Annotated in this window: 28 protein-coding genes and 2 pseudogenes; 21 read left to right on the forward strand and 9 right to left on the reverse strand. The window is 70.5% G+C overall.

The features are described 5' to 3' along the window. Nucleotides 1-16 precede the first annotated feature (16 nt). The 3 genes from ACIBW9_RS10640 to ACIBW9_RS10650 all read right to left on the reverse strand — a co-directional run bounded on the left by ACIBW9_RS10640 (nucleotide 17) and on the right by ACIBW9_RS10650 (nucleotide 3,874). The gene (locus ACIBW9_RS10640) at nucleotides 17-724 is read right to left on the reverse strand and encodes a LuxR C-terminal-related transcriptional regulator (RefSeq protein ID WP_398953351.1); all 708 of its coding nucleotides are present in this window, start codon (nucleotides 722-724) and stop codon (nucleotides 17-19) included. 149 nt (nucleotides 725-873) lie between these two features. Beyond that, a complete protein-coding gene (locus ACIBW9_RS10645; protein ID WP_398953353.1) occupies nucleotides 874-2,325 on the reverse strand; it encodes a purine-cytosine permease family protein in 1,452 nt (483 codons plus the stop codon). Nucleotides 2,326-2,428: 103 nt separating this feature from the next. After that, nucleotides 2,429-3,874: a glyceraldehyde-3-phosphate dehydrogenase gene (locus ACIBW9_RS10650; protein ID WP_398953355.1), complete on the reverse strand. Its 1,446-nt coding sequence runs from the start codon at nucleotides 3,872-3,874 to the stop codon at nucleotides 2,429-2,431. Nucleotides 3,875-4,067: 193 nt separating this feature from the next. On the opposite strand from ACIBW9_RS10650, the gene gndA reads away from it, so the two are divergent. From gndA to ACIBW9_RS10700, 10 genes are all read left to right on the forward strand, one after another. Beyond that, entirely contained in the window at nucleotides 4,068-5,507 is a 1,440-nt protein-coding gene (gene gndA, locus ACIBW9_RS10655; protein WP_398953357.1) for an NADP-dependent phosphogluconate dehydrogenase, read from the forward strand. A 138-nt stretch (nucleotides 5,508-5,645) separates the two neighbouring features. Then, nucleotides 5,646-7,151, forward strand: a complete 1,506-nt coding sequence (locus ACIBW9_RS10660; RefSeq protein ID WP_398953359.1) for a purine-cytosine permease family protein — start codon at nucleotides 5,646-5,648, stop codon at nucleotides 7,149-7,151. Next, complete coding sequence (locus tag ACIBW9_RS10665; protein WP_398953361.1) at nucleotides 7,148-7,705, forward strand: cysteine hydrolase family protein; 558 nt, start codon at nucleotides 7,148-7,150, stop codon at nucleotides 7,703-7,705. The genes ACIBW9_RS10660 and ACIBW9_RS10665 overlap by 4 nt, the downstream gene beginning before the upstream one ends. Next, the gene (locus ACIBW9_RS10670) at nucleotides 7,702-8,424 is read left to right on the forward strand and encodes a Type 1 glutamine amidotransferase-like domain-containing protein (protein WP_398953363.1); all 723 of its coding nucleotides are present in this window, start codon (nucleotides 7,702-7,704) and stop codon (nucleotides 8,422-8,424) included. Before ACIBW9_RS10665 ends, ACIBW9_RS10670 begins: the two co-directional genes overlap by 4 nt. A 106-nt stretch (nucleotides 8,425-8,530) precedes the next feature. After that, nucleotides 8,531-9,772, forward strand: a complete 1,242-nt coding sequence (locus tag ACIBW9_RS10675) for an acyl-CoA dehydrogenase family protein (protein WP_398953365.1) — start codon at nucleotides 8,531-8,533, stop codon at nucleotides 9,770-9,772. A gap of 133 nt (nucleotides 9,773-9,905) precedes the next feature. Further along, nucleotides 9,906-10,307 carry an SseB family protein gene (locus ACIBW9_RS10680; RefSeq protein WP_398953367.1) on the forward strand — a complete coding sequence of 134 codons (402 nt, stop codon included), beginning with the start codon at nucleotides 9,906-9,908 and terminating at the stop codon, nucleotides 10,305-10,307. 414 nt (nucleotides 10,308-10,721) lie between these two features. After that, nucleotides 10,722-11,156 (forward strand): VOC family protein, encoded by a 435-nt coding sequence (locus ACIBW9_RS10685; protein ID WP_398953369.1) that lies wholly within the window; start codon nucleotides 10,722-10,724, stop codon nucleotides 11,154-11,156. A gap of 257 nt (nucleotides 11,157-11,413) precedes the next feature. After that, entirely contained in the window at nucleotides 11,414-11,542 is a 129-nt protein-coding gene (locus ACIBW9_RS10690; RefSeq protein WP_398953371.1) for a hypothetical protein, read from the forward strand. After that, nucleotides 11,539-12,663, forward strand: a complete 1,125-nt coding sequence (locus ACIBW9_RS10695) for a hypothetical protein (RefSeq protein ID WP_398953373.1) — start codon at nucleotides 11,539-11,541, stop codon at nucleotides 12,661-12,663. The genes ACIBW9_RS10690 and ACIBW9_RS10695 overlap by 4 nt, the downstream gene beginning before the upstream one ends. Before the next feature lie 37 nt (nucleotides 12,664-12,700). Beyond that, nucleotides 12,701-13,780: a hypothetical protein gene (locus tag ACIBW9_RS10700; RefSeq protein WP_398953375.1), complete on the forward strand. Its 1,080-nt coding sequence runs from the start codon at nucleotides 12,701-12,703 to the stop codon at nucleotides 13,778-13,780. Between the two features lie 166 nt (nucleotides 13,781-13,946). Here the strand turns inward: ACIBW9_RS10700 and ACIBW9_RS10705 are convergent, their stop codons facing one another. After that, the gene (locus tag ACIBW9_RS10705) at nucleotides 13,947-14,861 is read right to left on the reverse strand and encodes an oxidoreductase (protein WP_398953377.1); all 915 of its coding nucleotides are present in this window, start codon (nucleotides 14,859-14,861) and stop codon (nucleotides 13,947-13,949) included. A 100-nt stretch (nucleotides 14,862-14,961) separates the two neighbouring features. Between ACIBW9_RS10705 and ACIBW9_RS10710 the strand changes: the two genes are divergently transcribed. Together ACIBW9_RS10710 and ACIBW9_RS10715 are read left to right on the forward strand one after the other, a co-directional pair. Further along, nucleotides 14,962-15,561 carry a TetR/AcrR family transcriptional regulator gene (locus ACIBW9_RS10710; RefSeq protein WP_398953379.1) on the forward strand — a complete coding sequence of 200 codons (600 nt, stop codon included), beginning with the start codon at nucleotides 14,962-14,964 and terminating at the stop codon, nucleotides 15,559-15,561. 133 nt (nucleotides 15,562-15,694) lie between these two features. Further along, nucleotides 15,695-16,675 (forward strand): Ig-like domain-containing protein, encoded by a 981-nt coding sequence (locus ACIBW9_RS10715; protein ID WP_398953381.1) that lies wholly within the window; start codon nucleotides 15,695-15,697, stop codon nucleotides 16,673-16,675. A 40-nt stretch (nucleotides 16,676-16,715) separates the two neighbouring features. On the opposite strand, the gene ACIBW9_RS10720 is transcribed toward ACIBW9_RS10715, so the two are convergent. From ACIBW9_RS10720 to ACIBW9_RS10730, 3 genes and pseudogenes are all read right to left on the reverse strand, one after another. Next, nucleotides 16,716-17,129, reverse strand: a complete 414-nt coding sequence (locus ACIBW9_RS10720; protein ID WP_398953383.1) for a MarR family winged helix-turn-helix transcriptional regulator — start codon at nucleotides 17,127-17,129, stop codon at nucleotides 16,716-16,718. Nucleotides 17,130-17,202: 73 nt separating this feature from the next. After that, entirely contained in the window at nucleotides 17,203-17,553 is a 351-nt protein-coding gene (locus ACIBW9_RS10725) for a VOC family protein (protein ID WP_398953384.1), read from the reverse strand. Nucleotides 17,554-17,685: 132 nt separating this feature from the next. Beyond that, nucleotides 17,686-18,132, reverse strand: a pseudogene (locus tag ACIBW9_RS10730) (substrate-binding domain-containing protein); the annotation flags it as partial. Between ACIBW9_RS10730 and ACIBW9_RS10735 the strand changes: the two are divergent. Continuing rightward, nucleotides 18,133-18,413: pseudogene (locus ACIBW9_RS10735) on the forward strand (glycosyl hydrolase 53 family protein); the annotation flags it as partial. 28 nt (nucleotides 18,414-18,441) lie between these two features. Here ACIBW9_RS10735 and ACIBW9_RS10740 read toward each other — a convergent pair. Further along, nucleotides 18,442-19,284: a ribonuclease BN gene (locus ACIBW9_RS10740; RefSeq protein WP_398953386.1), complete on the reverse strand. Its 843-nt coding sequence runs from the start codon at nucleotides 19,282-19,284 to the stop codon at nucleotides 18,442-18,444. Between the two features lie 153 nt (nucleotides 19,285-19,437). Here ACIBW9_RS10740 and ACIBW9_RS10745 point away from each other — a divergent pair, with 153 nt between their 5' ends. From ACIBW9_RS10745 to ACIBW9_RS10770, 6 genes are all read left to right on the forward strand, one after another. Further along, nucleotides 19,438-20,400 carry an SMP-30/gluconolactonase/LRE family protein gene (locus tag ACIBW9_RS10745; RefSeq protein ID WP_398953388.1) on the forward strand — a complete coding sequence of 321 codons (963 nt, stop codon included), beginning with the start codon at nucleotides 19,438-19,440 and terminating at the stop codon, nucleotides 20,398-20,400. Between the two features lie 170 nt (nucleotides 20,401-20,570). After that, nucleotides 20,571-21,032, forward strand: coding sequence for a fluoride efflux transporter CrcB (gene crcB / locus ACIBW9_RS10750; protein ID WP_398953390.1), 462 nt, complete (start codon nucleotides 20,571-20,573; stop codon nucleotides 21,030-21,032). Beyond that, the gene (locus ACIBW9_RS10755) at nucleotides 21,029-21,409 is read left to right on the forward strand and encodes a DUF190 domain-containing protein (RefSeq protein WP_398953392.1); all 381 of its coding nucleotides are present in this window, start codon (nucleotides 21,029-21,031) and stop codon (nucleotides 21,407-21,409) included. Before crcB (ACIBW9_RS10750) ends, ACIBW9_RS10755 begins: the two co-directional genes overlap by 4 nt. Continuing rightward, the gene (gene crcB, locus ACIBW9_RS10760; RefSeq protein WP_398953394.1) at nucleotides 21,406-21,780 is read left to right on the forward strand and encodes a fluoride efflux transporter CrcB; all 375 of its coding nucleotides are present in this window, start codon (nucleotides 21,406-21,408) and stop codon (nucleotides 21,778-21,780) included. The genes ACIBW9_RS10755 and crcB (ACIBW9_RS10760) overlap by 4 nt, the downstream gene beginning before the upstream one ends. A gap of 73 nt (nucleotides 21,781-21,853) precedes the next feature. Next, the gene (locus ACIBW9_RS10765; RefSeq protein ID WP_398953396.1) at nucleotides 21,854-22,690 is read left to right on the forward strand and encodes an undecaprenyl-diphosphate phosphatase; all 837 of its coding nucleotides are present in this window, start codon (nucleotides 21,854-21,856) and stop codon (nucleotides 22,688-22,690) included. 179 nt (nucleotides 22,691-22,869) lie between these two features. Beyond that, on the forward strand, nucleotides 22,870-23,526 hold the full coding sequence (locus tag ACIBW9_RS10770) for a TOPRIM nucleotidyl transferase/hydrolase domain-containing protein (protein WP_398953398.1): 657 nt from the start codon (nucleotides 22,870-22,872) through the stop codon (nucleotides 23,524-23,526). 131 nt (nucleotides 23,527-23,657) lie between these two features. On the opposite strand, the gene ACIBW9_RS10775 is transcribed toward ACIBW9_RS10770, so the two are convergent. Further along, nucleotides 23,658-24,347: a GAF and ANTAR domain-containing protein gene (locus ACIBW9_RS10775; RefSeq protein ID WP_398953399.1), complete on the reverse strand. Its 690-nt coding sequence runs from the start codon at nucleotides 24,345-24,347 to the stop codon at nucleotides 23,658-23,660. A 157-nt stretch (nucleotides 24,348-24,504) separates the two neighbouring features. Between ACIBW9_RS10775 and ACIBW9_RS10780 the strand changes: the two genes are divergently transcribed. Together ACIBW9_RS10780 and ACIBW9_RS10785 are read left to right on the forward strand one after the other, a co-directional pair. Continuing rightward, entirely contained in the window at nucleotides 24,505-25,182 is a 678-nt protein-coding gene (locus ACIBW9_RS10780) for a FadR/GntR family transcriptional regulator (RefSeq protein WP_398953982.1), read from the forward strand. Then, the gene (locus ACIBW9_RS10785; RefSeq protein ID WP_398953400.1) at nucleotides 25,179-26,615 is read left to right on the forward strand and encodes an amino acid permease; all 1,437 of its coding nucleotides are present in this window, start codon (nucleotides 25,179-25,181) and stop codon (nucleotides 26,613-26,615) included. The genes ACIBW9_RS10780 and ACIBW9_RS10785 overlap by 4 nt, the downstream gene beginning before the upstream one ends. Nucleotides 26,616-26,620 lie beyond the last annotated feature (5 nt).

Consider the following 26,620-nt stretch of genomic DNA (forward strand, 5'->3'; position numbering starts at 1 on the left):
TGCTCGCCGTGGCTCTTCAGGCCGCCGGCCGAATCAGCCCGGACTCGTAGGCGAAGGTCACCGCCTGGACGCGGGCACGGGCGCCGATCTTGGCGAGGATGTGGCTGACGTGGGACTTGACGGTGGTGGGGGCGATGGACAGCCGGACGGCGATCTCGGTGTTGGACCAGCCGGAGGCGACGGCCGTGAGGACGTCGCGTTCGCGTTCGGTGAGGGTGTCCAGTCCGGCCTCCCGCCCCGTGGGCCGGTCGGCGGGCTGCTCGCGGACCGCGTCGATGAGCGCACGGGTCAGGGCGGGGGTGATCGCCGCGTCTCCGGCGGCCACCACACGGATGGCCGCGGTCAGTTCCTCCGGGGCGGCATCCGTGAGGAGGAAGCCGGCGGCCCCGGCGCGCAGGGCGGCGTAGGCGTGCCTCTCGTGCGGTGTCGAGGTCAGCACCAGGACGCGGGCAGGGGGCCCGGCCGCCGTTGCGGTCTCGGAGGCCGGGAGGAATCGCGGGAGGTGTGCGGGGCGTGCGATGCGCCGGATGGCTTCGATGTCGTCGGTACCGGCGAGTTGGCTGTCCATGAGGACGACGTCCGGACGGAGGGCGGAGCACATGCCGACCGCTTCGGCTGCGCTCGCCGCTTCGCCGACCACACTCAGGTCGGGCTCGGCAGCCAGGAGCATGCGCAGACCGACGCGTTGCAGGGACTGGTCGTTGACGATGAGTACGGAGACCATGTCTGTCCTTCCCGCCTCTAAACGAAACGGTTTCGTTCACCTGCAGATCAGAATAGTCCCCTCGGTTAGCGAAACGGCATCGTACCCCTTATGGTCTGGGTCACATCTTTCGACCGTCTTGGACGGGCGCTGTTTCCCAGGGGGAGCGGTCAGGGTTCGCGGTGCTCGTGTGCCGCCTGTTCCAGCGCCTCCGCCTCGGCCTCGGCCAGCCGCTGCTCGGCCTCCACGTCGATCGAACGGGTCAGCAGCCAGTAGAGCACCGCGGCCACCGGCAGCCCGATGAACAGCGAGATGTCGGCTCCGTCGAGTGCATCGGCGACGGGGCCGGTGTAGAGGGTGCCGACGGAGAAGAAGGGGATCATGACGGCGAAGCCCACCAGGTAGGCGATGATGCCGTGCCAGCCCCAACGGCCGTAGATTCCACGGGGGTTGAAGATCTCGGCGATGGCGTAGTGGCCGCGGCGCACCACGTAGTAGTCCATCAGGTTGACCGCGGTCCACGGGATGAACAGATAGAGCACCAGCAGCAGGAAGTTGTTGAAGTTCTCGAGGAAGTTGGAGGTCGCGGCCAGTGCGCCGACCAGGGAGAGCGCCGCGGTCAGCCCGATGGTCACCAGCCGCACGCCGAGCGTCGGCGTCACCCGTCTGATGGAGTCGATGGCGCTGATGAGGGTCAGCGAGCCGCCGTACATGTTCAGCGCGGTGACGGAGACCAGGCCCAGGACGGCGAAGAGCAGCACGATCGCGCCGAACCCGCTGAACACCTTGTCGCCGGCCGCGTTGATCGACTTGATCGTCTCGAAGTCCTTGCCCGCCCATGCGGCGAGCAGCGCCCCGAGGACCATCAGCCAGATGCCGCCGAGCGCCGAACCGAAGTAGGTCCAGTAGAAGGTCTTGCGGACGGTCACGCCCGGCGGGAGGTAGCGGGAGTAGTCGGAGACATAGATGGCCCAGCTGATCTGGTAGCCGGCGACCACGCCGAACTGCGCGAGGAACGGTGTGGCCTTGAAGGCGCCGAGGTCGAAGGAGCCCGCCGGGTAGTGCAGCGTGACCAGGACGCCCACGGTGAAGATCCCGAAGACCACCAGGAAGGAGTACGTCAGGAACTGCTCGGCCCGGTGGATGACGTCGTAGCCCACCAGCGCGATCACCAGGGCGACGGCGGTGACGACGACCACCCACAGCTTGACGCCGCCGTGCACCGTGGTATGCATCGCCTCACCGGCGAGGATGGTGTTGAAGACGTTGAACCCCGCGTACTGCACATAGGCGAACAGCCACACCAGCAGGGCACCCACATAGCCGAACTGGGGCCGCGACTGGATCATCTGCGGCAGCCCCAGCTGCGGGCCCTGGGCCGAGTGGAAGGCCATGAAGAAGGTGCCGAGGACGGTGCCTGCCACGATCGCGATCAGCGACCAGATGAGGTTGCCGCCCTCGGTGATGCTGATCAGGCCCACCGCCAAGGTGGCGATCTGCGCGTTCGACATGAACCACAGCGGGCCCAGATGCCACAGCTTGCCGTGGCGCTCGTCCAGCGGGACGTAGTCGATGGAGCGGATCTCCAGGCCCGACACCCGCGGTTCCGACGAAGTGGTCACGGCAGCCTCCAGAGTGATGACCCGCCCCTGTGGCCGGATTCATTCCCCGGAGGCGTCCGGTCAAGCGGTCATTGCCGACCCTTGACCGGACGGTTCACCGAGGTCAGACCGCCGGGCTCGGGAACGTCGGGTACTCCACCCCGGAGACGTGCTGGACGACACGGATGACCTGGCAGGAGTAGCCGAACTCGTTGTCGTACCAGAGGTAGAGGATCGCGTTGTCGCCGTCCACCTTGGTGGCGCCCGCATCGATGATCGAGGCGTGGCGCGAGCCGATGAAGTCGCTGGAGACCGCGTCGGGAGCGGTCGTGAAGTCGATCTGGCGCCTGAGCGGCGAGGTCAGCGACACATTGCGCAGATGGTCCAGGACCTCCTCGCGGTCGGTCTCGCGGCCGAGCCGCAGGCTGAGGATCGCGATCGAGACGTCCGGCACCGGGACGCGGATCGAGCTGCCGGTGATGGGCGCCTTGAGGTCCGGCAGCGCCTTCGCGACGGCGGAGGCGGCACCGGTCTCGGTGATCACCATGTTCAGCGGCGCGGAACGGCCGCGGCGGTCGGCCTTGTGGTAGTTGTCCAGCAGGTTCTGGTCGTTGGTGAACGAGTGAACGGTCTCCACATGGCCACGAAGCACGCCGTACTCGTCCGCCATCGCCTTCAGCGGCGGCACGATCGCGTTGGTGGTGCAGGAGGCGCAGGACAGGATCTGCTCGTCCGGCTTGATGGTGTCGTGGTTGACACCGTGCACGATGTTGGGGACGTCGCCCTTGCCCGGTGCGGTCAGCACGACCTTGTCGATGCCGGGGCGCAGGTGCTGGGACAGGCCCTCGCGGTCGCGCCACTTGCCGGTGTTGTCGATCAGGATGGCGTTGCTGATGCCGTACGCGGTGTAGTCGACCTCCGACGGGTCGTTCGCGTAGATCACCTTGATCGCGTTGCCGTTGGCGAAGATGGTGCTGCTCGCCTCGTCCACCGTGATGGTGCCCTGGAACTGGCCATGGATGGAGTCCCGGCGCAGCAGCGAGGCCCGCTTGACGATGTCCTGCTCGCCGCCGCCGCGCACCACGATCGCGCGCAGCCTGAGGCCGTTGCCGGACCCGGCCTTCTCGATCAGCAGACGGGCCACCAGACGGCCGATGCGCCCGAAGCCGTACAGGACGACGTCACGGCCCTCGCCGCGCTCGATCTTGTTGGCGCCGGTGGCGCCCGCGACGGCCTCCGCGGTGAAGGCCTCCACCGACAGACCGCGGTCGTCGGCCTTGTACGTGGCCGCGAGCATGCCGATGTCGATCTGGGAGGGGCCGAGGTCGAGGGCGGTGAGCACCCGGAGGAACGGCAGGGTCTCGGTGACCGAGAGCTCCTCGCCGGCGATCTGCCGGGCGAACCGATGCGTCTTCAGGATGCTGACCACCGACTTGTTCACCAAGGAGCGGCTGTGCAGCAGGACCGTCACGTCCCGCTCGCGGTGCAGCTTCCCGATGATCGGGATCATCGACTCCGCGATCTCCTCGCGGGTCTTCCAGTTGGTGAACGAGTCGTCGTTGACAGTCACAGATCCATCTTTCGAGCTAGGCGGCGCTCATATGTTAATCCCTGTTTGATCGATCGTTTGAGCGGGGTTCGTCACACCGCTGCTGACGCGCGCAAACCCGGAATCGAGACGATCCGGCCGCCCGTCCGTACCTGACGGGCAGGGGGCACGCCCGCCCCGCAACCGCCACCGGACCGACCGAGGGACGTACACCATGAACGCAACCGCAGCCATCGGCGTGACCGGCCTGGGCGTGATGGGCCGCAACCTGGCTCGGAACTTCGCCCGCAACGGCTACACCGTCGCCGTCCACAACCGCACGGCGGGCCGCACCCGCGCGCTCATGGAGGTGTACGGCGACGAGGGCACCTTCGTCCCCGCCGAGACGCCCGCGGACTTCGTGGCCGCCCTCCAGCGCCCCCGCCGACTGATGATCATGGTGCAGGCGGGGGAGGCCACCGATGCGGTCATCGACGAGTTCGCCCCGCTCCTCGAACCCGGCGACATGGTCATCGACGGGGGCAACGCCCACTTCGCCGACACCCGCCGCCGCGAGGCCGTCCTGCGCGGACGCGGCATCCACTTCGTCGGCGCCGGTGTCTCCGGCGGCGAGGAGGGCGCCCTCGAAGGCCCCTCGATCATGGTCGGCGGCTCGGCGGAGGCGTACGACGTCCTCGGGCCCATGTTCGAGACCATCAGCGCCAAGGTCGGCGGCGAACCGTGCGCCGCGCACATCGGCAGCGACGGCGCCGGTCACTTCGTCAAGATGGTCCACAACGGCATCGAGTACGCCGACATGCAGCTCATCGCGGAGGCCTACGACCTGCTGCGCCAGGTCGCCGGCTACACCCCCGCCGAGATCGCCGAGGTCTTCAGCCACTGGAACAAGGGCCGGCTCCGCTCCTACCTGATCGAGATCACCGCCGAGGTGCTGGCCCACACCGACCCGGTCACCGGCGCCCCGTTCGTGGACGTCGTCGCCGATTCCGCGGGACAGAAGGGCACCGGCCGCTGGACCGTGCAGACCGCGCTCGACCTGGGATCGCCGGTCACCGCCATCGCCCAGGCCACCTTCGCCCGCGCCGCCTCCGGCCAGCGCGCCCTGCGTGCCGCCTACTCGGGCCTGCCCGGCGGCACCCGGCCCCCGCTCAGCCGCACCGAGGCCGAACGCTTCACCTCACAGGTCGAGCACGCCCTGTACGCGTCGAAGGTCATCGCCTACGACCAGGGCTGGAAGATGATCCAGGACGCGGCCGCCCAGTACGGCTGGAAGATCGACCTCGGCACCGTCGCCCGGATCTGGCGCGGCGGCTGCATCATCCGCGCCTCCTTCCTCGACCGCATCCGCGCCGCCTACGCCTTCGACCGCGACCTGGTCAGCCTGCTCGGCGAGATGGAGTTCGCCATGGAGATCACCGACGCGCAGGTCCCCTGGCGGGAGATCATCGCCTCCGCCGCCCGCCGCGGCATCCCCGTCCCCGCCTTCTCCGCCGCCCTCGCCCACTACGACACCCTGCGCGCCGACCGCCTGCCCGCCGCCCTCCTGCAGGGCCAGCGCGACTACTTCGGCGCCCACACCTACCACCGCACCGACTGCCCCGGCACCTTCCACACCCACTGGACCGCACCGGAACGCTCCGAGACGACGGCCTGACCGGGAAGGCCCGCACCGGGGCCGCGGATTCCTCCTCGGGGCCCCGGTGCGCCCACGGGTACGTCCTGTGCAGCCTTGACGCCCCGACCTGCGCCGACAAGGCTTCGGGCAACACCCGCCCGAACAGGTAGGACGACGATGGCAGACGCCCCGGACACTCCCGACAACAGAGCCGCGGGCCGGCAGCTCCAGGTGGAGACGCACGGCCTCGACGTCATCGCCGACGCCGAGCGCAAGGGCACCCCGCGGACCCTGTTCTGGCCCTGGTTCGGCGCCAACGTCTCCATCCTGGGGCTGAGTTACGGCGCCTTCGCGCTCGGCTTCCGGATCTCCTTCTGGCAGGCACTGACCGCGGGCGTCATCGGCATCGTCTTCTCGTTCCTGCTCTGCGGGTTCATCGCCGTGGCCGGCAAGCGCGGCTCGGCGCCGACCATGGTTCTGAGCCGCGCCGCGTACGGGGTGCGCGGCAACCGCCTGCCCTCGGTGATCTCCTGGATGCTCACCGTCGGCTGGGAGACCGTGCTCTGCGCCCTGGCCACCATGGCCACCGCGACGGTGTTCGGACGGCTCGGCTGGGGAGGCGGTACGGAGACCAAGGTGGTCGCTCTCGTCCTGGTCGGCGCCCTCACCGTGATCGGCGGCGTGATGGGCTTCGACCTGATCATGCGGCTGCAGACCGTGATCACCGTGGTGACGGGTGTCCTGACCGTCGTGTACATCGCGCTCGTCGCCGACCACATCCACTGGAGCACCGTCAGCGCCCTCCCGGCGGGCTCCGCCCAGGAGTTCATCGGCGCGCTGGTGTTCATGATGACCGGCTTCGGCCTCGGCTGGGTCAACGCCGCCGCCGACTACTCCCGCTATCTGCCCCGCAGTTCCTCGAACCGGGGCGTGATCGGCTGGACCACCTTCGGCGCATCCGTGGCTCCGCTGCTCCTGCTGGTCTTCGGACTGCTGCTGGCAGGGTCCTCCACGAAACTCGACACGGCCGTGGCCGCCGACCCGATCGGCGCCCTCACCACCATCCTGCCCACCTGGTTCCTGGTCCCCTTCGCGGTGGTCGCGGTGCTCGGCCTGGTCGGCGGCGCGGTCCTCGACATCTACTCCTCGGGCCTCGCCCTGCTGTCGGCAGGCATCAGGATCCCCCGCTATCTGGCCGCTTTCGTGGACGGCGTCCTGATGATCGCCGGCTCGGTCTACATCGTCTTCTTCGCGGGCGACTTCCTCGGCCAGTTCATGGGCTTCCTGACCACCCTCGGGGTCCCCATCGCCGCCTGGTGCGGCATCATGCTCGCCGACCTCGCCCTGCGCCGTCGCGACTACGACGAGGCAGCCCTCTACCGCCCCGCCGGCCGCTACGGCGACGTACCGCCCGTCCCGCTGCTGCTCACCCTCGCCGCCACCGCCCTCGGCTGGGGCCTGGTCACCAACTCCGCGGCCAGCTGGCTCAGCTGGCAGGGCTACCTCCTCGAACCGTTCGGCCTCGGTGGCAAGTCCGGCTCCTGGGCCTACGCCAACCTCGGTGTCCTCGCCGCCCTCGCACTCGCCTTCCTCGGCACCCTGGCCCTGGGCCGCGCCCGCGTCCGCGCCCAGGAGGCCGAGGCGCCCAGCCCGGCCACGGGGGAGGAGGTGCCGATCGCATGACCCCCTCCGCCGGCGGACTGCTCGCCGTCATCGACATGCAGCGCGTCTTCGCCGACCCCGACAGCCCCTGGGCCACCCCCCGCTTCACCGAGGCCGCGGCAGGAGTACGACGTCTGCTGCCGGCCTACGGCGACCGGGTCGCCTTCACCCGCTTCCTGGCCCCCGCCGAACCGGACGGCGCCTGGCAGACCTACTACGAGCAGTGGCCCTTCGCCCTCCAACCACGTGACGCCCGACTCTGGCAACTGACCGACGAGTTCACACCACACGCGAGGCATGTCGTCGACGCCACGACCTTCGGCAAGTGGACCCTGGAACTCGCCCGGCACCTGGGCCTCGAGAAGCGCTTGACCCTGGCCGGCGTCAGCACCGACTGCTGCGTCCTGTCCACCGCCCTCGCCGCCGCCGACGCCGGTGTCGAGGTGCTGGTCGCCGCCGACGCCTGCGCGGGCGCGGACGACGACTCGCACACCAAGGCGCTGCACATCATGGACCTGTACCGCCCGCTGATCCGCGTGACCACCGTCGCCGAACTGCTCGGGGAGGCGGCATGAGCGAATCCCCGTTCAAGCAGCGCCGTGTGGCCCTCCTCGGCGGCGGCTTCAGCCTCGACGACGACGGCCTGCTGGACGACTGGCTGCTGGGCCACGCGCGCACCGCCCGACCGCGTGTGTGCTTCGTGCCCACCGCCAGCGGGGACGCCGCCGCCTACATCGAACGGTTCTACGACGTGTTCCGGTCACGCCACGCAGGTGAGCCGACCGTACTGCCGCTGTTCCGGCGGGAGTTGGACGACGAGGCGCTGCGGGCGTTCGTGCTCGCGCAGGATGTCGTGTACGTGGGCGGCGGCAACACCGCGAACATGCTGGCGGTGTGGCGCACACACGGCGTGGACCGGCTGCTGCGCGAGGCCTACGACCGGGGCACCCTGCTGTGCGGCATCAGCGCAGGAGCCAACTGCTGGGCCGAGGGCTCGCACACCGACTCCTTCGGCCCCCTCACCTTCCTGCCGGACGGCCTCGGCCTGCTGCCCGGCTCGGTCTGCCCGCACTACGACAGCGAGCCGGGCCGCCGCCCCTCGTACCGTGCGGCGGTCGCCGACGGCTCGCTGCCCGCCGGATGGGCGCTGGACGACGGGGTTGGTGCGCTGTTCGTGGACGGCGAGCTGACGGAGACGGTGACGCGGGTGCCGGGCGCCCAGGTCCACCGGGTGGAGCCGGACGGGCGGGGCGGCGCCGAGGAGCGGGCGCTGCCGTGCCGTCTGCTCGGCTGAGTCCCGGACGACGTTGGCCTTATCCGGTCGTACCCGCAGGGCGCTTGCCGTGTTCAATCACCTCTATCGCGTGATGTGACCGACGGCCCCCCGGTCAGGAGGCACCGTGCTCGCCGCTCCCGAACCCGACCTCACCGAAGACGACATCATCGAGCGCGCCACAGCGCTCAGGCCCGTCCTGCTCGAACGCCAGCCGGAGACCGAGCGGTTGACGCACTACCCCAAGGACACCCACGACGACTTCCTCCAGGCCGGCTTCTACCGGATGCTCCAGCCGCGCCGCTACGGCGGCTACGAGTTCGGCCTGCCGGTCTTCTACCGCGTGGTCACCGAGATCGCCCGCGGCTGCCCCTCCACCGGATGGGCGCTCTCGCTGACCGCCGCCCATGTGCTCCAGGTCGCCACCCTCTTCGACGAGCAGGCGCAGGACGAGATCTTCGGCGACGACGGCGACTTCCGGGCCGCCTCCACCGCCGTCCCCGTCGGAGTCGCACAGCCCGACGGCGACGGGCATGTCGTCCTGGACGGCACCTGGCCGTACTCCTCCGGCGCCCCCTACTCCACGCACTACGTCGGCCAGACCCTGCGCGCCCCCGCCGCACCGGGCGAGGCACCGGGACCGCCCGTGCTGTTCGTCGCGCCGCGCTCGGTGTGGACGGTGCTCGACGACTGGCACGGTGTGCTCGGCCTGCGCGGCAGCGGCTCCAACAGCATCCACATGGAGCAGGCCCGCATCCCGGAGTACCTCACCCGCGAGGCCTTCCTGCTCGACCTGCCCGTCGAGGGCGGCAGCACCGGCTCGGAAGTGCACGGCAATCCGATGTATGCCGGGCGGGCGCCGAGCTTCTTCCACGGCGAGCTGGCCGCCATCATGATCGGTACCGCGTACGCGGCCGCCGACGAGTACGCACGGGTCGTCGCCGCCCGGCCGCTCACCCTGGAACCCGACCGCACCCGTGCCGACCTGCACGACTACCAGCGCCATCTGGGAGAGGCGCTCGGCATCATCGACATGGCCGAGGCGGCGCTGCGGCAGACCGCGCAGGACTGGATGGAGACCTGCCGGCGCAACGTCACCGGCGAGGCCCCCTTCACCGTCGTCGAGGACAACCGGCTCGCGCTGATGTTCCTGAACGCCGGGCGCGCGGCCTGGGACGTGCTGCAGGGCATCCTCTTTCGCACGGCAGGATCGCGGCACGCCCGCGACGGCGAGCGGATGCAGCGCTACTTCCGGGACGCGGCCACGTACTGGACGCATGTGGGAGCGAGCATGGCCGAGCCGCTGGCCCGCCGTGTCGGCTGCGACCGCCTCGGGCTGCCCTCGCAGGACATACCGCTGATTCCCTGAGGCGACCACCCCAGGTGAATTCCCGGGGAACGGGTGATTGGGCTGGTGGGGATCGGGTACGCGAGCAGGACCGTGCCGGGGGCCGATCTTGTCCCGGGCGGGCCGTACGACCGCCGCTACCAGGGGATCTGCCATGGAGATACCTGCCAACGACCACACCACCACACCTGCCCGTCAGGCGCTGGACGCGCTGGCCGTGAACACCGAGGACACGGTGGCGCTGGACACGCTCGCCGGCAGTGAGGTGCTCGTTCCCGTGCCCGACGACGCGAGCCAGGAGGACGCAGTCGATCCGAGCGCGGTGGCGCTGCCGGTCCTGGAGCAGCCGGGCGGCGACCCGGTGGTGCCCGTGTTCACCTCGGAGGGGGAGATGGCCGGGCTGCTGCCGTTCGTCTCCCGCTACCGTCTGGTGCCGCTCGGTGCGCTGGCCTCGCAGTGGCCCGCCGACGATCTGTCGCTCACCATCGACGCCGGGTCCGAGCACCCGCTGACGCTGACCTCCGAGGGCGTCCGCACCCTGCTTGTCCGGCCCTGACAGCAGGCGCGTGAGACGAGGGAAGGCGCCGGGCCCGGGAGATGAACGGCGCCGTCCCCGCTCATGCCCAGGCGCCCGCGCCGCGGCAGACGATACGACTGCCGCGGCCGCCGCGCCGCTCCCGGACGCGCGGCGACCGCCCGCAGAACACGGCGGATCGTGGCATTTCGTGGAGAGCTTCACGGGGAGCCCCTGGACATCGCCCGCACCGGCGAGGGCGTGGCCCTGCTCGCCGCGGTCGGGCCCGCCCCCGACGGCCTGACCCCCTACGAAGGCCTCCCGTCCGTCACCCCGATCCCGCTGAGCGCGCTGGCCCGCCGGAGCCGACCCGGCGACGGCCGAGGGCTCCTTCGCCGCCGTACGGGATCTGCTGCGTCAGGAGTGAGACGCGGGCGGCCGACGTAGCGTGATCGCATGGAACAGCGCATCACATTGATCACGCTGGGAGTGTCCGACCTCGCCCGCGCCAAGCGCTTCTACGAGGCGCTGGGGTGGCGGGGCCAGGAGGTCGAGGAGACCGTCTTCTTCCAGGCGGGCGGTCTGGGACTGGTCCTGTGGAGCCGCGAGAAACTCGCCCGGGACTGCGGCCTGGAGCCCCGTACCGCCGGGGGTTTCGGCGGGATCGCCCTCGCGCACAACGTCCGCTCGGAGGCGGAGGCCGACGCACTGCTCGCCGCTGTCGAGCGGGCCGGCGGAAGGATCACCAAGCCTGCGGCCACCAACGAAATCGGCTTCTACTCCGGCGCCTTCGTCGACCCGGACGGCCACGCCTGGGAGATCGCCCACAACCCGGGGTTCCCACTGGCCGAGGACGGCTCACTCACGCTTCCCGATTTCGGCACCGGATAGGGCCTGGCGGACCGTCCGTTCACGCGTCCGTGCTCCCTGCACGTGGCGGCCGCACGCTGAGGGTGCCGTCGCCGTCTTGGAGCACGGGGGCGAGCGCCGGATGGTGTCCTACCGTGGTCTGACGGCCGGGCGCTGAATCAGCGCGCGCCTCGCTCGACAGCCGGCAGACCGTGCAGGGCAGGACCAAGAGCTGCCATGGCCAGGCCGGCGGGCTTCCCCGGCGGCACTGAGCACCGCGCAAGAGGTGCTCGACCCTCATGGCGGCCTCCCGCGAGAGGTACGGCAGCATGCCCACCGTCTCCGCGATCCTGGCCGTCCTGCCCGACCCCGCCTCCACGGCCGTAACCGATCACCGCCCGCCGGAGCGGTTCACAATGGCCGCATGACGTGGATCTCCGGCGTGGCCGGCGGGCTGCTGCTGGCGGTCATGGCCGGCAGCGTGGTGCGGACCCTGGTGGTGCCGCGCGGGCTCTACTCGATGCTTGTGTACCGGCTGTGGTGGCTGCTGCGCCGCCTGCTGCGGCTGGGCGCGATACGCGGCGGCTACGGCGCCGTCGACCGCGCACAGACCTGGCTCGCCCCGCTGATCCTCATCGGCATGCTCGCGACCTGGCTCGGCGGAGCCCTGGCCGGCTTCGGGCTGCTGCTGCACGCCGTGTCCGGGCTGTCCTGGGGCAGTTCCTTCCGGGAGGCGGGCTCCAGCCTGCTCACCCTCGGCTTCGCCAGCGGGGCCCGGCTGCGGCTCTCCGTGCTCGACTTCGTCGCGGCGGCCACAGGACCGGTCCTGATCGCCCTGCAGATCGCCTACCTGCCCACCCTCTACGCCGCCTACAACCGACGCGAGCTGGAGGTGACCCTGCTGCAGTCCCGCGCCGGTGAGCCCGCCTGGGGCCCGGAGATCCTGGCCAGGCAGTGGCTGGTCGACACCGAGACCGCGCTGCCGGAGCTGTACCGGGCCTGGGAGCGGCTCGCCTCCGACATCGGCGAGAGCCACTCCACGTACCCGGTCCTGATGGCGTTCCGCTCACCCCGGCCCTACCGGCACTGGCTGGTGGGCCTGGTCGCGGTGATGGACGCGGCAGCCGTACAGCTGGCGCTCACCCCGCGCACCGCCCCGCCGGAGGCCCGCCTGGTGCTGCGGGCCGGCTTCACCGCGCTGCGCGACATCGCCCGCGTCCAGCGCTTCCCCTTCGACCCGGATCCTCCTCCGGACGCCGCCCTGCGTCTGACCTACGGCGAGTTCGAGGCCGCCGTCGCGATGCTGGAGACGGCGGGCTTCCACGCCGAGCGCAGCGTCGCCGACGCCTGGCCGCACTTCCAGGGCTGGCGGGTCAACTACGAGGCGATCGCCTACGAGATGTGCCATCGCTGCGATGCGGTACCCGCCCTGTGGACGGGGCCGCGTGCCTTCGCTTCGACGCCGATCCCGCCCCGCAGACCGGCGGACCGCAGACCCGGCGAGCACCGGCCGGGGCAGCCGGGCCCGTCTGCCGGAAGCGGTCCGTGATCACGGGCCGTCCGGGGGCCGGTGCTAGCGTGCGGCCGTGCCCACAGAGATCACCTCGCTCGTCGACGACCTCGTCGCGCAGATGATGTCCCGCTCCGGCCCCGGATACCGCCAGACCCTGCACCGGCTCGGCGAGGCCGCCCGCACCGGCGGCCCCGAGAGTGCGACCGCGGTGATCGAGGCGCTCGCCCCGTGGCTGCGCGGCCTGCAGGGCGACTACGCCATGACGGCTGTGCTGGCGGGAGCGTGCGTGGAGTGGGGCGGCTCGCCCATGGCCCTGGTCGACGTCCTGCCGCAGCGGGCCTCGGAAGCCATGATGCTCAATGCGGCGGTGCCGGAGTTCTGGGCCAGGGCGACCCGGTGGAGGCCGCTGCCGGAGCCGGTGAGCGCGAGCTGCGACCGGCTGGTGAAGACCCTCGGCAAGTTGGCCCGGCGGGACGTCGACGACGGGTCCCTGACCCGGATGGCCATGTCATGGTTCGACATGGAGGACTGGCTCAAGGCGCTGATCACACTCCTCGTCCGCGCCCCCTTCCGGACGGCCGTCGCCGCCCCGGTCAAGACCGAACTGCGCGAGCGCGCCGCCGCGGTCGCCGACCGTTCGCAACGCGCCGCCTGGGTCGGGCAGTTGGCCGCGGTCCTCGACGACGAACCGCTGCTCGTCCTGGACCCGCGCACCCGCAGGGGGTACGCCCTGACCATGGGCGGCATCGGGGACAACTACCAGCTGCACACTCTCCTCGCGGACCGGTTGATCGGCGATCCCGAGCGGGGGCTGGTGGCGGGGGAGCGCCCGGCACGCTCATGGGTCGAGGCGGCCACCGACGGCGATCCGAACCTGGGCACGAGCGATCCCGCGATACGCCGCTTCCGCCTCTTCGACGGGCATGGCGCGTATGTGTACCCCGAGGGCATTCCCGCCGACATCGAACCGCTCGACGGCACCCGTGTGCTCGTCCTGCATGCGCCCAAGGGCACCTTCGTTATGGGACTCGGCCGTGTCTTCGAGCACATGACGCCCACGCTCGAAGTGGACCGCGTGCTCGAACCGGCCCAGACGCAAGTCTGGTTCGACCGGGTGGCGCCCGCCGTCGAGAACGACCTGATGGCGGGCTGAGCAGACCGGCGAAGTCCGCGGCAGTGCGGCAGCGTCCCTGAAGGGGCGCGGGGCAGGGGGCCGTGGCGGCTGCGCCGCGCGGCGCTACCGGCCCGTACGGGCCCGCGATCGACGGCCAGATGCGGCCCCCCGGCGGAGCCGCACATCGGCACAGCCCGCGGAGCGCTCAAGCCGGGACCGAAGCCGGCTGCGGGAAGGCCACCCCGGTGAGCTCCTCGGAGACCGTCCACAGACGGCGGGCGGTTGCCGGGTCACTGGCCGCCCGTGAGCGGCCGACCAGGGTCGGGGCGCCGCGCATCTCGCCCAGGCCGTCCGGTCCGACGTAGCTCGCGCCGGGCAGGTCCTGCACGGTGGCGTACAGCGTGGGCAGTGCGCCCGCCCTGCTGTCCTGGGCCATGAAACGGTTGCCGACCCGCATGAGGGCGCGGCGCAGTGCACTGCCGTCATGGCTCTGGAGGTTGGTGGCGGCATAGCCGGGGTGGGCGGCCAGGGCGCGTACGGACGAGCCCGACTCGGCGAGGCGGCGCTGCAGTTCGAGGGTGAAGAGCAGGTTGGCCAGCTTGGACTGGCTGTATGCCGTCATGGGCGCGTACTCGCCGGTGAGGTTGAGGTTGTCGAAGTGGATGCGCGGGCTGCCCGGCATCTTGTGCGCACCGGACGACACCGTCACCACCCGGTCGGTGATGTGCGGCAGCAGCAGGTTCGTCAGGGCGAAGTGCCCCAGGTGGTTGGTGCCGAACTGCATCTCGAAGCCGTCCTTGGTGGCCGCCTCCGGGATGTTCATGACACCGGCGTTGTTGATCTGCAGATCGAGCCCGCCCTGCCAGCCGGCGGCGAACTCGCGCACCGAGGCGAGATCGGCGAGGTCGAGCCGGCGCACCTCCACACTCCCTCGCACGCCCGCGGCGGCGGCCTCGCCCCGCTTCACGTCCCTCACGGCGAGCACCACATGCGCCCCCGCGCCGGCCAGCGCCTCGACGGTGGCGATGCCGAGCCCGCTGTTGGCGCCGGTCACGACGGCGGTGCGGCCGGTCTGGTCAGGGATGTCGGTCACGTTCCACTTGCTGGATGAAGTAGTCATGGCCGTCAATGTAGGCGGTGTCAACAATGCTGTCAATGACAACAATGGTGGCGGCGTCAACAATGTAGGCGGCATAAACATGACCGATACACTGACGCCCATGCACACCCGCAACCGCCGCTACCACCACGGGGACCTCCGCGCCGCGCTGCTGACCCGTGCCGAGGACACGCTCCGGGAGAAGGGGCCGGCCGCGCTCTCCCTGCGTGAACTCGCCCGCGACCTCGGCGTCAGCCATGCCGCGCCGAGCCGTCACTTCAAGGACAAGCAGGCCCTGCTGGACGCGCTCGCGCTGACCGGATTCGAGCGGCTCACCGCTGTCCTCGGCGCCTCACAGGACGGCGTGGGGGAGGCGTTCGCCAAGCGGCTCGACGCGATGGTGCGGGCGTATGTGGGTTTCGCCCGGGACAACGCCGAGCTGCTCGACCTGATGTACTCGATCAAGCACGATCCAGAGGCGTCCGACGCGCTGCGCGCGGCCGAGCAGCGCTGGTCTGAGCTGGTCGTCCGGCTGATCGGCGAGGGGCAGGCCCAGGGCGCGGTACGGGAGGGCCCGATGGAGCGCGTCGGCCTTCCGGTGTTCGCGGCCCTGCACGGCTACGCCGATCTCGCGGTGACCGGCATGCTGCCCCCGGAGGTGGACGAGCACGGGCTGGACGACGTGATCGCGTTCATGCTGCGAGGCTCCGCGCCGGAGTGACTGCGCGGCTCCGCGCCGGAGTGACATGGATCACTAAAGATCTGCCCGCCTGATGCAACTGCGGCCCGTGTCGTAACTGTCTGACAGGGAAGCAGGCCCCTCAGGGCCGAGGAGCGAGAGAGCGGGGCAGTTCGTGGGACGGCGCAAGGGCATAGGGATCGCACTCGTCACGGTCGCGGTGCTGGCGGGTACGAGTGCTTGCGGTGGAGCCGGCAGCAGCAAGGCGGCCGCGGACGACGGAAAGGCGGGCAAGGCGAGCGCGAGCGCCTCGCCGTCACCGACGAAGCCCGCGGGTCCGCCGATGCTGCTGGACACGATCACCCCGCAGACCGGAACCACGGTCGGTGTGGCCATGCCGATCTCGGTGATCTTCACCAACCCGGTGGCGGCCAAGGCGCGGGCCACTGTCGAGAAGCACATGAAGGTGAGCGCCTCGCAGCCGGTGGTCGGCGCCTGGCACTGGATGGGCGACCGGCGCGCCGACTGGCGGCCGAAGACGTACTGGCCCTCCGGCACGAAGGTGAAGATCGACGCCGACCTGAAGGGCGTCAGCAACGGCAACGGACGCTACGGCGTGCACGGCTACACGCACACCTTCACCATCGGTGACGACGTGCGCGCGGACGTCTCGGTGACCGGCCACACCATGAAGGTGACCCGGAACGGCAAGCTGGTGCGCACCCTGTCGATCAATGCGGGCAGCGCCCAGTACCCGACCTGGGACGGCACGATGGCCGTCATCGACAAGCAGGAGAAGGTCCACATGACCTCCTGCAGCGTCGGCATCAGCTGTGACAAGAGCAGCCCCAACTTCTACGACCTGACGCTGCCCTGGGACGTCCACCTGACCCAGTCCGGCACCTACGTCCACTACTCGACCGGTGACCCCAACCCGGGCAGCGGCAGCGCCCGCGGCTCGCACGGCTGCGTCCATCTGTCCATGTCGGACGCCAAGTGGTTCTACGGCCAGGTCAAGCAGGGCGACCCGGTCACCGTCACCGGCTCGCCCCGTGGCAAGGCCTCGGCCGACAACGGCTACGCCGCCTTCAACCTGAGCTGGTCCGAGTGGCTCGCAGGCAGCGCGGCCGGGGAGCAGACGGCCGGACAGCTGTGACGCCGAGAGTCCGAGAGCTCAGCGCCGGCTCTGAGAAGAACTAGGAAGAACCGTGGGTCGCGGCCCGGCCGCCCAGCAGCCGGGCCAGCACCTCGCGCTGCAGCGGCAGCACCTCGGTGTGCAGGTCGCGGCCCTTGGCCGTGAGGGCGACATACACTCCGCGGCGGTCCTCCGTGCAGACGGAACGCTCCACCAGGCCGTCCTTCTCCAGCCGGGCGATGAGCCGCGACAGGGCGCTCTGGCTGAGATGGACCCGTCCCGCGAGGTTGTGCACCCGGCACTGGTCGCCCTCGCCGGGCGCCTCGGACGCGAGGAGGTCGAGCACCTCGAAATCGCTCGCGCCCAGGCCGTGCGGGTGCAGGGCCCGGTCGATCTCGCACATCGTGCGGGCATGCACGGAGAGGATGTCGCGCCATCTCTCCTCGAGCCGGGACTCGGCCGTCTTCACTGCCATACCTGCACGGTAACACCGAATCAACCATTAGTTGACTGTGCAATGAATGCGGGTGCATGCAGCCCGCGGGTGGTCAGGCGGGCGGGTCCTGGAGCAGTCCGACCAGATTGCCGTCGGCGTCCTTCAGCGAGGCGATCAGCCTGCCGTTGCCCACGTCCTGAACGTCCTGCACCACCTCCGCACCCGCGTCCACCAGGGCGGCGAGCCGGCCCCGGATGTCGTCGACGTGCCAGTACGGCACCGGCCCGGTGAGACCCTTCGCGTGGCCGTTGGGGTCGAGGCCGACGTCCTGCCCGGCGTCCTTGAAGCCGACGTAGTACGGCGCATCCGCGTACGGCTCCGCCTGCAGCAGGGCGCCGAAGAGGGCCTTCGCCCGGGCGAGGTCCTTGACGGGGTAGATGATCGTCTTGAGTCCGGCGGTCATGGTGTGCTCCTCCGCAGTGGTGGCCGACGGATTTCGTCGGTGCATTCACGCTAGGGCGGGGGAGGGGGAACCGGCTTCTCCGATCCTGACCGGTTGACGGGTCGGCGGACGCCGAGGACGCACCGGCGGCGCGGAGCTGATGCGGTCGTAGGGCTGGCGGATCGTGGTGAGGTCGGCGGTGGCCTCCGTCGCCGCGACGGAGTCGTCGAAGCGGCCCACGGACACGTCCTCGGGCACGCGGCGGCCCGCCCGGCGCAGCGCCGTCAGGGCGCCCTGTGCCATGTCGATCTCGACGCCCGCCTCCGTGAGCACCTCCGTGTAGCCGGCGAGGCGGTCGACGCCGCGCGGGGTGTCCAGCGGGCCGCGCACCATGCCGATCCTGCGGCGACCCCGCGACAGCAGGTGGCGCACCATGTCGCGGACGCCGTCCCGGTCGTCCGCGGCCACATGACTCACCTTGGAGCCCAGCCCCGTGGGCTTGCCGCACTGGACGAGGGGCACCCCAGCCTCGCGCAGCTGCTCGGCGGCACGGTCCCCTGAGTGGCTGGAGACCAGCAGCACCCCGTCGACGTGCCCGGCCACGGCTCACTGGGCGCCAGGCAGACCACCCTGGACGACGTGGTCTCCCGTCACGGCAAGCCGGTGTTCAGCGCCGAGACGGCCTACCCGTTCCTGCCGGACAGCAAGGACTCGCTCACCGACCAGATCGACACCACCGGCGAGCTGGTCCCCGGCTGTCCGGGCAGCCGGCCTGGAATGAACGCCGTCGCGAACATCGTGGAGGCCTACCCGGCAACAAGGGCCTCAGCGTCTTGTACTGGGAGGCGACCTGGACCGCGGTCAGTGGCAACGGCTGGGATGCGGCCGGGCCTCGCCCACCTTGCCGCGCTAGGAACGCATCGCCGGCGGCCCCTGCCCGCTGTCCGTCGGTGCCTGTGCCGTCCGGCCGGGCTGGTCCGGCGGCTCGTCGAGGTGTCCGAGCCACTCGCATATGAGCCGCCCCAAAAGGGCGCCGCCGTAGACGACGAACCCCACCCCGACCAGCCAGGACTCCACCACCAGGACCGTGCCGACCGGGCCGTAGCTGATGGCGTTGGTGACCAGGAGCGGGGTGAAGACCAGATACGAGAAGCCGCGCAGGCCCACCAGTCCCGCCATCGTGGCGAGCGCACCGGGCAGCAGATAGCGCCACGGCACCTGGTGGTTGAGCAGGAAGTGCGGCCCCCACCAGAAGAACAGCACGCCGACCCCCATGCTGAGCAGGATGCGGGACGGGCCCTCCAGTACGGTCCGGGTCTGTACCTGGGCGTACAGGTACGCCATCAGCATGATCAGCCAGATCGCGTGCCGCCACAGGTGGTGCCACGGAGCGGCGGCCGTTTTCCAGATCCGCTCGTAGCCGTTCTGCACGCTGGAGGCGAAGGACATGCCGAAGAACGCGAGCAGCGCCAGGCTCAGCGCGCTGGTGGTGCTGATCACCTTGCGGGTCGGGCCGAAGACATGCGCGAGCGCGTCGGCGGACCGGCCGTTGAGGGCCATGCCGTCCACCAGCCACCCCGCGAAGCCGCCGTGCCCCAGCGGATCCGCCGCGGCCACCACGATCAGCAGCGGCGCCAGGGTGACCAGGGCGAGTGTCGCGAACCCCATCGACCGGTGCATCAGCTCCAGCTCGTTGCCGCGCCGGTGCAGCTCGGCAAGCCCCAGCCGGTGCCAGGCGGCCAGCCGTGACATGGGGACCACCCCTTCCTCCGGCCGGGGCTACCGGTGGTGATGTCCTGAGTGGCCAGAAAGCATCCCGGTAAACCTGATCGGGTGACGCGGCACCCGACGGGCATCCCTACACATGCCAGCATGAGCTGTCCCGACCTCGACAAGGAGGTTTTCATGGACCGTCCCAGTGAACTCGTCCCGCTGCGGTACGTCGCCATCGGCGGCCGCGGCCCCGAGGACGTCGTCGCCGACGCCCACGGCCGGGTGCTGACCGGAGTGGAGGACGGCCGCATCCTGCGCATCGACGGACTGACCGAGCCCTCGGCCGCCCGCGTCGAGGTGCTCGCCGAAACCGGCGGCCGGCCGCTCGGCCTCGAACTTCTCCCGGACGACGCCCTGTTGGTGTGCGACGCCGAACTCGGGCTGCTGCGCGTCGACCTCCGGGAGGGCATCGTGCGGATCCTCGCCGACTCGGTGGTGGGGGAGAGGCTGCGCTTCTGCAGCAATGCGGTCGCCCTGTCCGACGGCAGTGTCTGCTTCACCGTCTCCAGCCGCCGCTACCCGCTGGACCAGTGGATCGGCGACATCGTCGAACACACCGGAACCGGCCGTCTGCTGCGCCTCGCCCCGGGCAGCGAGAGTCCCGAAGTCCTGCTGGAGGGGCTCCAGTTCGCCAACGGCCTGGCGCCCAGCGCTGATGAATCGTTCCTGGTCGTCGCCGAGACCGGCGCCCGCAGGCTGACCCGCTACTGGCTCACCGGCGAGAAGACCGGACGGAGCGAACCCTTCGTGGAGAACCTCCCGGGCATGCCCGACAACCTCTGGCGGGCCGCCCCCGACGGCCCGGTCTGGGTCTCCCTGGCCGGGCCCCGCGTCCCCCCGCTCGACCTGCTGCACCGCACCGCCCCCACCGTCCGCGCCGCCGCCGCCCGCATCGCCGTCCGCGCCCCCTACCGCCCCACCGGCACCATCGGCGCCCTAGCGGTCGACGACCAGGGGACGATCGTCCACCACCTCGCCCGCCGTCACTCCGGCTACCGCATGGTGACCAGCGTCTGCGAGGCCGCCGGGCAACTGGTCCTGGGCAGCCTCTGGGAGCGGGGCATCGCCGTGTGCGAGCGACCGGCCCCGAAGTGACCCGTGCCCGGGCCGGGCGCTACCCTGTTGCCCGGCCGCGAGCACTCCTCGCGGCGCGGCGGTGGGGCCCGCCGTACCCGAACCGCGGCAGTGCTGCCGCCAACGGTCCCTACTTGCGAAGGAGCGGCGCCCGCATGCCCCGGGCCCCGGCGAGTAGGAGACGTACGACCATGACAGCCCCGGAAGCCGAGAGCCTCCGCGCCCGCCCCCACGCCCCGCGACCGCCCGCCTGGCGCATCCAGGCCCCCGTCGTCGCGGTGATCGCGCTCGGCGGAGCCATAGGAGCCGTCGCCCGCTACGCCCTGTCCCTGCGGTGGCCCACCCCGCCCGGCGGTTTCCCCTGGGCGACCTTCTGGACCAACGTCGTCGGCTGCGCCGTGATCGGCGTGTTCATGGTCGTCATCACCGACGTGTGGGCCGCCCACCGCCTGGTACGCCCCTTCTTCGGCACCGGCGTGCTCGGCGGCTTCACCACCTTCTCCACCTACGCCGTCGACATCCAGAAGCTGGTCGACGCCGGCCATCCGCGCACCGCGCTGGCCTACCTCGCCGCGACCCTGCTCGCGGCGCTCTCGGCGGTGTGGCTCGCGGTCGCCGCGGCCCGCCGCGTCCTGAAGTGGAGGCAGCCATGACGAGGCTGACCGGCAGCGCGCTGCGCCTGACCGTCTTCATCGGCGAGAACGACACCTGGCACCACAAGCCCCTGTACTCGGAGATCGTGCACCGCGCCCACGCGGCGGGCCTCGCCGGCGCCAGCGTCTTCCGCGGGATCGAGGGCTTCGGCGCCTCGTCCCTGATCCACACCTCGCGGCTGCTGTCGCTCAGCGAGGACCTGCCCGTCGCGATCGTCGTCGTCGACACCGAGGAACGCGTCCGCGCGTTCCTGCCGCAGCTCGACGAACTTGTCGACGACGGCCTGGTCATCCTCGACGACTGCGAGGTCATCCGGTACGCGGGCCGCGAGAACGGCTCCGACAAGACGGACATGAAGGGTAAGAGCTCGTTGTGAACTGGCTGTTGGTCGTCGCGGGCGCCACGGTCGGTGCCCCGCTGCGCTACCTCACCGACCGCGCAGTGCAGTCCCGCCACGACTCGGTCTTCCCCTGGGGTACCTTCGCGGTGAACGTCACCGGCTGCCTGATCCTCGGTCTGCTCACCGGTGCGATGGCCGAGCGGGCCGCCGGTCCCCATCTGCAGCTGCTCCTCGGCACCGGCCTGTGCGGGGCCCTGACGACGTACTCGACCTTCTCCTACGAGACCCTGCGGCTGACCGAGACCGGGGCGGGGCTCTACGCTGCCGCCAACGTCCTCGGGAGTGTGGCGGCGGGCCTCGGTGCGGCATTCGCCGGGGTGTCGATCGCCCAGGCCCTGTGGGGGTAGGCCGCCGGCCCGACTCCCGCACGTAGTAAGACTGTCTACAGCACTGTCGACCAACTCCTCAGAACTGGATCCCATGAGCGTCATCAACGTCGGTCAGGCCGCCGTCCTCGGAGTCGTGGAAGGGCTGACCGAGTTCCTTCCCGTCTCCTCCACCGGACATCTGAAGATCACCGAAGGGCTCATGAGCATCCCGGTCGACGACAAGGCCGTCGTCGGCTTCTCGGCCGTCATCCAGGTCGGCGCGATCGCCGCCGTGCTCCTGTACTTCTTCAAGGACATCGTGCGGATCGTCTCCGCCTGGGGCCGTGGCCTGGTCAACAAGGAGGAGCGGTACCACCACGACTACAAGTTCGCCTGGTGGGTGATCTACGCGACCATCCCGATCGTGGTCGTGGGCCTGGCCGCCAAGCCGCTCATCGACGGCCCGCTCGCCTCGCTGTGGGTGGTCGCCGCCTCGCTGATCGTCGGCAGTGGCGTGATGTGGGCCGCGGACCAGATGGGCCGGCACAAGCGCGGTGAGGACGACACCACCTTCAAGGACGCGATGCTGGTCGGCTGTTCCCAGATCCTCGCCCTGCTCTTCCCCGGGTTCTCCCGCTCCGGCGCCACCATGTCCACGGCCCTGATCCTCGACCTGGACCGGGTCGCCGCCACCCGCCTCTCCTTCTTCCTCGGCATCCCGGCCCTGACCGGCGCCGGCCTGTACGAGCTCAAGGACGCCCTGGGCACGGGCGTGGGCGCCGCCCCGCTGGCCGTCGGCACGATCGTCTCCTTCGTCGTCGCCTACGCCTCCATCGCCTGGCTGCTGAAGTTCGTCGCCAAGCACTCCTTCAACGCCTTCGTCGTCTACCGGATCATCGTCGGCGTACTGCTGCTCGGTCTGCTCAGCACGGGTGGCCTCAGCAGCTGACCGCGGTCGCGGAGAGGGGGCGCCTGTCGGGAGCCGGCCACAGTCACGGACGGGCCCGTCGTGCGCGGCGATGCCGAGCAGGCGCCCTACCCGCCGGTCTCCTCAGGCGTTGCCCCGGAAAAACACGCGTGCGTACGGGATCTCCGTCGTGCCACGATGGCGCGGGGAAGCGAGGTCTCGTGGACGAGATGGGGCGATTTCGCCGGGCGCTGGTCAGCTGGGCGGCCGGGGGAGCGGGAGCGGGTGCGGCCGCCGAGGCGGCGCGGCAACTGGCCGGCGGCGGTGTGCGGACGGTCGTGCTCGTCGAGGGAAGCAGTGATCAGGTCGCGCTCGAAGCGCTGGCCGCACGCCATGGCCGCGACCTCGCGGCGCAGGGCGTCGCGGTGGTGCCGCTCGGCGGCGCGACCAACATCGGGCGTTTCCTGGACGTGTGCGGCCCTGCGGGACTCGGCCTCCCGCTGGCCGGACTCTGCGACATCGGCGAGGAGCGGCACTTCCGGCGCCATCTGGAGCGGGTCGGGCTCGGGTCCGCTCGTACGCACGCCGGACTGGAGGCACTCGGATTCCAGCTGTGCGTGGCCGACCTGGAGGACGAGCTGATCCGTGCGCTCGGAGCCGAAGGCGTGCAGCAGGTGATCGAGGCCCAGGGCGAGACCCGCCCCTTCCACACCTTCCAGGGCCAGCCGGCCCAGCGGGAGAGGCCCGTGGAGCACCAGCTGCGGCGCTTCATGGGCACCCACAGCGGCCGCAAGGCGCTCTACGCGCAGGCGATGGTCGAGCACCTGGACCTCGCGCGCGTTCCCCGGCCGCTGGCGCGGCTCCTTGCGCACGTGTGACAACAGTCCGGATGCGTGAGGGACGCCTGGCGGGGGACTTGGGGGTGAGGCCGGGTTGCGGCGTTCCCCTGGGGGCCGGCTCGGCCAGGCTCCTCTGGTTCAGACAACGAGCCGGGGGAGCCGCCGCGTGGTCAGGACACCGTGCCCCGCTCGCAGACCCGGCGGGCGACCTCGTGGAGTTTGATGTTGTTCTCCTGTGAGAAGCGCCGAAGGGTGTCGAAGGCCTGCTCCTCGGTGAGGTGGTGGGCGCCCATGAGGATGCCCATGGCCTCACCGATGATGTGGCGGGTGGCGACGGCCCGTTCCATCTGGGCGTGCGTGCGGGCGCTCGAGAAGGCGACCGCGGCGTGGGAGGCCAGCAGCCAGCCGGCCAGCTCGCTGGCCGCGGTGAAGGCGCCGGGCCTGCGGGAGTAGAGGTTCAGCGCACCGAGCTCCTCGTCCTCGGTGAACAGCAGGAACCCCATCATGCTGCCCAGGCCGAGGGCGCGTGCCTGCGGGGCATAGGCGGGCCAAAGCGGCTGCTCCCGGGTGAAGTCGGCGATGCGGAAGACCCGCTCACCGTCCGCGGTGCGGGCGGCATCGAAGCACGGCCCCTCGCCCAGCCGTTCCTGCAACTGGTCGCTGTCGACGACCAGCTTCTGCGTGGGGGCCAGCGTCTCCACCGTCTTGCCGTGCAGCATCAGAATGCCCGCAGCGTCGCAGCCCTCCACCAGCTCGGTGGCCGAGTGGGTGATCCGTTCCAGGGTGGCATGGACCGAGTCCTGGGCGAGGAGATCCCGGGCCATAGACGCCAGCTGCTCTGCGAACCGATCCCAGTCCATAGCGTCCTCCGCGTTTCGGCGCGGCCTCGTCACGAAGCCCTCTACCCATCTTCTCTTTCGCCTCCCTTGACAGCTCCCGCCCGTCACCCGCAGGATCGCTCCCGTGAACCTGTCAGACAGCAAGACAGCCAGTCAGGGTCCGCGGCGCATCAGCGCCATGGAAGCGGTCCTGGCGCATCTGCGCACCGCCATCGAGAACGGCGAGTACGCCGTGGGGGACAAGCTGCCCTCCGAGGCGGAGCTGTGCCGCTCCCTCGAGGTCAGCCGGCCCGTGCTGCGCGAGGCCCTCAGGGCGCTGCAGACGATGGGCCTGACCGTCTCCAAGACGGGCAAGGGCACCTTCGTCGTCGCGAACACCGTCGAGGACCCCACCTTCGGCGACTACGCGGCCAGCGACCTGCTGGAGGTGCGCCGCCACGTGGAGATCCCGGTGGCGGGCTACGCGGCCCAGCGCCGCACGCCCGAGGACCTGGACCACCTGACGCACCTGCTGGAGCGCATGGAGCGGGAGACCGACACCACCTCGTGGGTCGCCCTCGACACGCTGTTCCACCTCGCTGTCGCCCAGGCCGCCCAGAACCCGGTCTTCCGCCGGGTCATCGAGGAGATCCGTGACGCACTGGCGCGTCAGTCGGCCTTCCTCAACGAGCTGGGCGGACGCCGCGAGCAGTCCAACCGCGAGCACCGGGCGATCGTCGAGGCGCTGATGGACGGTTCCGAACTCGACGCGGTGGACGCCATGGCGCACCACCTCGACCGCGTCGAGACGACCCTCACCGACATCGTGCGCCCCGCGCGCACGGACATCCCCACGGAAGGCGGACCCGAGGCGTGAGCGAGCACCTCAAAGAAGAGACGCGCACACCGGCCGCACATGTCGACGCAGGCGACGCGGGCTACAGCAAGTCGCTGAAGTCCCGGCACGTCAACATGATCGCCATCGGCGGCGCGATCGGCACCGGTCTCTTCCTCGGCGCGGGCGGCCGCCTCGCCGACGCCGGCCCGTCCCTGTTCATCGCGTACGCGGTCTGCGGCATCTTCGCCTTCCTGGTGGTGCGCGCCCTCGGCGAACTCGTCCTGTACCGGCCCTCGTCCGGCGCCTTCGTCTCCTACGCCCGGGAGTTCCTGGGCGAGAAGGGCGCCTACACCGCGGGCTGGATGTACTTCCTGAACTGGGCGACCACCGGTATCGCCGACATCACCGCGGTGGCCACCTACACGCACTACTGGGGCATGTTCTCCGACATCCCGCAATGGTTGATCGCATTGATCGCCCTGGCCGTCGTGCTGACGGTCAACCTGATCTCCGTCAAGATCTTCGGTGAGCTGGAGTTCTGGTTCGCCATCGTCAAGGTCAGCGCGCTCGTGATCTTCATGTGCATCGGCATCTTCCTGCTGGTCACCCAGCACCCCGTCGACGGCGCCCACCCCGGACCGGCCCTGATCACCGACAACGGCGGCGTCTTCCCCAACGGCCTGCTGCCCATGCTGCTGATCATCCAGGGCGTCGTCTTCGCCTACGCCTCCGTCGAGCTGGTGGGCGTCGCCGCGGGGGAGACCCAGAACCCCGAGAAGATCATGCCGAAGGCGATCAACTCGATCATGTGGCGCGTCGGCCTCTTCTACGTCGGCTCGGTCGTCCTGCTCTCGATGCTGCTGCCCTGGAACAAGTACAGCGCCGCCGAGAGCCCCTTCGTGACCGTGCTGTCCAACATCGGCATCCCGGCGGCCGGCGGCGTGATGAACCTCGTCGTCCTCACCGCGGCCATGTCCTCGCTCAACTCCGGCCTGTACTCCACCGGCCGCATCCTGCGCTCCATGGCGATGTCCGGTTCCGCACCCAAGTTCACCTCGGTGATGAGCCGCAGCCAGGTCCCGTACGGCGGCATCCTGCTCACCAGCGGTATCTGTGTGCTGGGCGTCGGCCTCAACTTCGTGGTCCCGGCGGACGCCTTCGAGATCGTCCTGAACTTCGCGGCGATCGGCATCCTCTCCACCTGGGGCATGATCATGATCTGTCACCTCCTCTTCTGGAAGAAGACCCAGAGGGGCGAGCTGACCCGCCCGAGCTACCGACTGCCGGGCTCCCCCTGGACCGAACTCGTGACGCTGGCCTTCCTCGCCTCCGTCCTGGTCCTCATGTACGCCGACGGAGGCGCCGGCCGCACCACCGTGCTGTGCCTGCCGCTGATCGTCGGAGCGCTCGTCGCAGGCTGGTACGCCATCCGCGGCCGCCTGCGGCGCACCCAAGCCAAGGCCGACGCGTAACCCGG

The sequence above is a fragment of the Streptomyces sp. NPDC049541 genome (genome assembly GCF_044465725.1).
In the GTDB taxonomy this organism is placed as follows: domain Bacteria; phylum Actinomycetota; class Actinomycetes; order Streptomycetales; family Streptomycetaceae; genus Streptomyces.

Coding starts and splice junctions, on each gene's coding strand:
- ACIBW9_RS10640 (WP_398953351.1), bottom strand. CDS start 724: ATGGTCTCCGTACTCATCGTCAACGACCAGTCCCTGCAACGCGTCGGT.
- gndA (WP_398953357.1), top strand. CDS start 4,068: ATGAACGCAACCGCAGCCATCGGCGTGACCGGCCTGGGCGTGATGGGC.
- ACIBW9_RS10660 (WP_398953359.1), top strand. CDS start 5,646: ATGGCAGACGCCCCGGACACTCCCGACAACAGAGCCGCGGGCCGGCAG.
- ACIBW9_RS10665 (WP_398953361.1), top strand. CDS start 7,148: ATGACCCCCTCCGCCGGCGGACTGCTCGCCGTCATCGACATGCAGCGC.
- ACIBW9_RS10670 (WP_398953363.1), top strand. CDS start 7,702: ATGAGCGAATCCCCGTTCAAGCAGCGCCGTGTGGCCCTCCTCGGCGGC.
- ACIBW9_RS10680 (WP_398953367.1), top strand. CDS start 9,906: ATGGAGATACCTGCCAACGACCACACCACCACACCTGCCCGTCAGGCG.
- ACIBW9_RS10685 (WP_398953369.1), top strand. CDS start 10,722: ATGGAACAGCGCATCACATTGATCACGCTGGGAGTGTCCGACCTCGCC.
- ACIBW9_RS10690 (WP_398953371.1), top strand. CDS start 11,414: ATGGCGGCCTCCCGCGAGAGGTACGGCAGCATGCCCACCGTCTCCGCG.
- ACIBW9_RS10695 (WP_398953373.1), top strand. CDS start 11,539: ATGACGTGGATCTCCGGCGTGGCCGGCGGGCTGCTGCTGGCGGTCATG.
- ACIBW9_RS10705 (WP_398953377.1), bottom strand. CDS start 14,861: ATGACTACTTCATCCAGCAAGTGGAACGTGACCGACATCCCTGACCAG.
- ACIBW9_RS10710 (WP_398953379.1), top strand. CDS start 14,962: ATGCACACCCGCAACCGCCGCTACCACCACGGGGACCTCCGCGCCGCG.
- ACIBW9_RS10720 (WP_398953383.1), bottom strand. CDS start 17,129: ATGGCAGTGAAGACGGCCGAGTCCCGGCTCGAGGAGAGATGGCGCGAC.
- ACIBW9_RS10725 (WP_398953384.1), bottom strand. CDS start 17,553: ATGACCGCCGGACTCAAGACGATCATCTACCCCGTCAAGGACCTCGCC.
- ACIBW9_RS10740 (WP_398953386.1), bottom strand. CDS start 19,284: ATGTCACGGCTGGCCGCCTGGCACCGGCTGGGGCTTGCCGAGCTGCAC.
- ACIBW9_RS10745 (WP_398953388.1), top strand. CDS start 19,438: ATGGACCGTCCCAGTGAACTCGTCCCGCTGCGGTACGTCGCCATCGGC.
- crcB (WP_398953390.1), top strand. CDS start 20,571: ATGACAGCCCCGGAAGCCGAGAGCCTCCGCGCCCGCCCCCACGCCCCG.
- ACIBW9_RS10755 (WP_398953392.1), top strand. CDS start 21,029: ATGACGAGGCTGACCGGCAGCGCGCTGCGCCTGACCGTCTTCATCGGC.
- ACIBW9_RS10765 (WP_398953396.1), top strand. CDS start 21,854: ATGAGCGTCATCAACGTCGGTCAGGCCGCCGTCCTCGGAGTCGTGGAA.
- ACIBW9_RS10775 (WP_398953399.1), bottom strand. CDS start 24,347: ATGGACTGGGATCGGTTCGCAGAGCAGCTGGCGTCTATGGCCCGGGAT.
- ACIBW9_RS10780 (WP_398953982.1), top strand. CDS start 24,505: ATGGAAGCGGTCCTGGCGCATCTGCGCACCGCCATCGAGAACGGCGAG.